This window comes from Brevibacterium sp. Mu109, assembly GCF_900169375.1.
Lineage (GTDB): Bacteria > Actinomycetota > Actinomycetes > Actinomycetales > Brevibacteriaceae > Brevibacterium > Brevibacterium yomogidense_A.
In genome coordinates this window covers 1-3,090 of record NZ_FXZF01000071.1, presented here as the reverse complement: position 1 = coordinate 3,090, position 3,090 = coordinate 1, and the positions used below count along the sequence as shown (strand labels likewise).

The window sequence follows — 3,090 nt, the reverse complement described above, 5'->3', positions numbered from 1 at the left end:
GGTAGGGAAACGCCCGGTCCCATTCCGAACCCGGAAGCTAAGCCTGCCAGCGCTGATGGTACTGCACTCGATAGGGTGTGGGAGAGTAAGTCACTGCCGCAATATTCTTTGTTTGGTTGGTTGAGGGTCTGAGGGTTTGAGCGTTGCTCACCGTCAGGCCCTCAACCCATTCACGAGGGTTGTCAGCAGCGCTCAACGACGAGGCTGCCCACCGCGACCTTCGACCTCGTGGACAACCAGCACTGGACTTCGACCCAGATGAGCAGGCCTCCATGACTGGGTGGCTGCGCATCGCGGGATCATCTGAATATCCGCATCTTTGGGGTCCATCGGTCGTGTGTTCGGGTTCCACCGCGCTGGTAGCTGGATAGTGCTCGTGGGGACCGGTCATGGTGTGCATGGTGGCCACCGTGCCTAGGATGCTTCCGCCGCATGTATTGGGCGCGCGCCGGCATGAGACGACTCATGGTGCGGATGACCCGGGCCAAGTGTGACGTGCAGTTGCGCGCAGACAGCCCCGCTGCACGAGTGATCGGGGCATCACTGGGGACGTCACGGTAGCCAGTCACGGCGGTGCTCGAAGCCGCCGATGCTGCCCGATTCAGGTGGCACGACGTCAAGGACTGCACGGATAACGACGACTACGAACTGGTGTTCCCTGGCCGAGGCGAGAACCAGGGCATGTTCGCCCAGTCTGACCTGAGTTGCGCCACCTAGTCTGAGATTTGTGGTGGGTGAGGCTGTGACCTGCGGGTTCATGGTTGAGGGTGTGCACTAATAATTCGGGGTGAGTAGCCTCAGGCGCATGGGATCGTTCGTGCGCAAGGTCAAGACCGGCTCCGGCGCTACCGCTGTCCAGATCGTGCACAAGACCGGCAGCCGCCGTGACGGTATCGAGCACATCGGATCCGCACACACCGACGCTGACCTTCACGTCCTTCTCGCCACCGCGCACCGCCGACTTGCCGGCGATCAGCCCGAACTCGACCTCGGTCTTGATGCTCCCGGTCTGGGACGGCCAGAACACGGACTGGTCGTCGAGTCGACGCAGTCGATCGTGTTGTGGCAAGCCCTCGAACGCGTCTACGCGTACCTGGGCTTCGACGCCGTCGGTGACGAGCACTTCAGGAAGCTCGTCCTTGCCCGGATCGTGGAACCGACATCGAAGACAGAAGCGATCCGCGTGATGGAAAATTTCGGCATTAGCCCGCCGAGTCTGCGCACGATCACACGGACATTGCAGCGCATCCAAGCCGACGGCGTCCGTGGCGTCGTGTCCCAGGCCTGTTTCGACTATGCAACAGCCACCGGCGGGCTCGCGCTCGTGCTCTATGACGTGACGACCTTGTACTTCGAAGCTGATGACGAGGATGAGCTGCGGAAAGTCGGGATGAGCAAGGAACGGAAAGTCGACCCCCAGATCACTGTGGGTCTGCTGGTCGATCGGTCGGGGTTCCCGCTGGAAGTCCAGTGCTTCGAGGGCAACAAAGCCGAAACGAAGACACTGATCCCCGTGGTGACCGCGTTCAAGGAGCGACACGGCATTGATGACCTCGTCATCGTCGCTGATGCCGGCATGCTCTCAGCTGCGAACCTGTTGGCGTTGGAAGAAGCCGGACAACGGTTCATCGTCGGGTCCCGCATCACGAAAGCGCCGTATGACCTGGCGGACAGGTTCGAGAAGAAGGGCACGTACTTCGAAGACGGCGAGATCGCTGAGTCCCAGCGTGTGATGGGCACCGGAACGCAAGCCCGGTCCCGCAGGATTGTGTATCAATACTCGTTCAAGCGGGCCAAGCGGGATGACCGGAACATCAACAAGATGATCGAGAAGGCCGAGAAGATCGCCGCAGGAACGCGACCGATGAAGAAGGACCGGTTCGTGTCGCTCAAGGGGAAACAGCCTGCGGTGGACTGGGCGCTGGTCGAGCGAGCCCGACAGTTGACGAGGATCAAGGGCTACGTCACGAACATTCCGATGTCGCTGATGAGTGGTCACGCGGTCGTGGCGGCATATCACGATCTGTGGACGGTAGAGCAGTCGTTTCGTATGTCGAAGTCAGATCTGAAAGCGCGTCCGATCTTTCATCGGACGCGGGACTCGATCGAGGCGCACCTGACGATCGTGTTCGCTGGTCTTGCGGTATCCCGCGTGGTCCAGGCGCGGACGGGGGTGAGCATCAAGAAGTTCCGGACGAGGCTGGCGCCTCTACGATCGGCGGTACTCCGTACCGGTGAGCAGCGGCACACGATCCATCCCGTCATTCCTGACGAGGCTGCCGCGATGCTCGAGAACATCCCCGGGGAGGGTGTGCACTAAAGTGGCGCAACTCAGGTCTGACTGGCAGCAGATCCACAAGGAGCCGGCACAGGCCAGGGTGACGCTGAAGCGGCTCATCGTAAAAGAGAGTGTAGAAGTGGTCTGAAGCCTCCGGTATCCAGCAGCGATCTCAGCATGTAGTGGCCCAGGTTCCGGAACCCCAGAGCAGTGCCTCGCAGGTGTTCGAGTCGACCATTGATCGCCTCGGTCGGCCCGTTGCTCGTCCCGGGTCGCTGGAAGTACGCCAGTACGTCGGCGGCGCGTCGTTTCAGGGTTCTGCCGAGCGTGGTCAGCTCCGTCAACGCCGCCGGCACTCCTACCGAGAGACTCGTGATCACGGCTCGCATCCGCGCGCGTCCGCGCACCCGGTCGGGGTCGCGGTAGGCGGCCACCACGCGTTGATAGATCCACCACGTCACATCGACCTGGGTGTGTTCATCGGCAGCGAGCACCGCTTCGAGCCGGGCGACCTGTTTGGGGGTCAGTAGATTCGCACCAGTCAGCAGGACGCGACGGATGCCGTAGAGCGGGTCCCCGGACCGGCCCCGGTGTCCGAGGGTCTCCTGTGTGTTTCGTCAAGTTGATGTCGGCCGTTTCAGCGCTAAGAATCCAGCCAGGTGAGCGTGGTGTCCTGCCGTTTGAGCGTTTAGCTATTTCATGAGGGCGTTCTTGACTCTGTAGGAGTCGCCGCGGAACTGCAGGAGTCGCCCGTGGTGGACGATCCGGTCGATGACGGCAGCGGCCATGTTGTCATCGCCGAACACGGTTCC

At 61.7% G+C, this 3,090-nt stretch carries 2 protein-coding genes, 1 rRNA gene and 1 pseudogene; 2 read left to right on the top strand and 2 right to left on the bottom strand.

Annotated elements, in window-relative coordinates; all coding sequences use genetic code 11:
• Both rrf and BSP109_RS16355 read left to right on the top strand, forming a co-directional pair.
• Positions 1-102 (top strand): 5S ribosomal RNA (gene rrf / locus BSP109_RS16360); the annotation flags it as partial.
• A gap of 703 nt (positions 103-805) precedes the next feature.
• Entirely contained in the window at positions 806-2,320 is a 1,515-nt protein-coding gene (locus BSP109_RS16355; RefSeq protein WP_180959801.1) for an IS1634 family transposase, read from the top strand.
• Between the two features lie 74 nt (positions 2,321-2,394).
• Here the strand turns inward: BSP109_RS16355 and BSP109_RS16350 are convergent.
• Both BSP109_RS16350 and BSP109_RS16345 read right to left on the bottom strand, forming a co-directional pair.
• A pseudogene (locus BSP109_RS16350) lies at positions 2,395-2,895 on the bottom strand (transposase); the annotation flags it as partial.
• A 75-nt stretch (positions 2,896-2,970) separates the two neighbouring features.
• On the bottom strand, positions 2,971-3,090 hold a 120-nt coding region (locus tag BSP109_RS16345), incomplete at its 5' end, for an ATP-binding protein (protein WP_219618584.1).

Bases quoted from the DNA above. Each gene is read 5' to 3' on its own strand.
- BSP109_RS16355 (WP_180959801.1), top strand. From the start codon at position 806: ATGGGATCGTTCGTGCGCAAGGTCAAGACCGGCTCCGGCGCTACCGCT.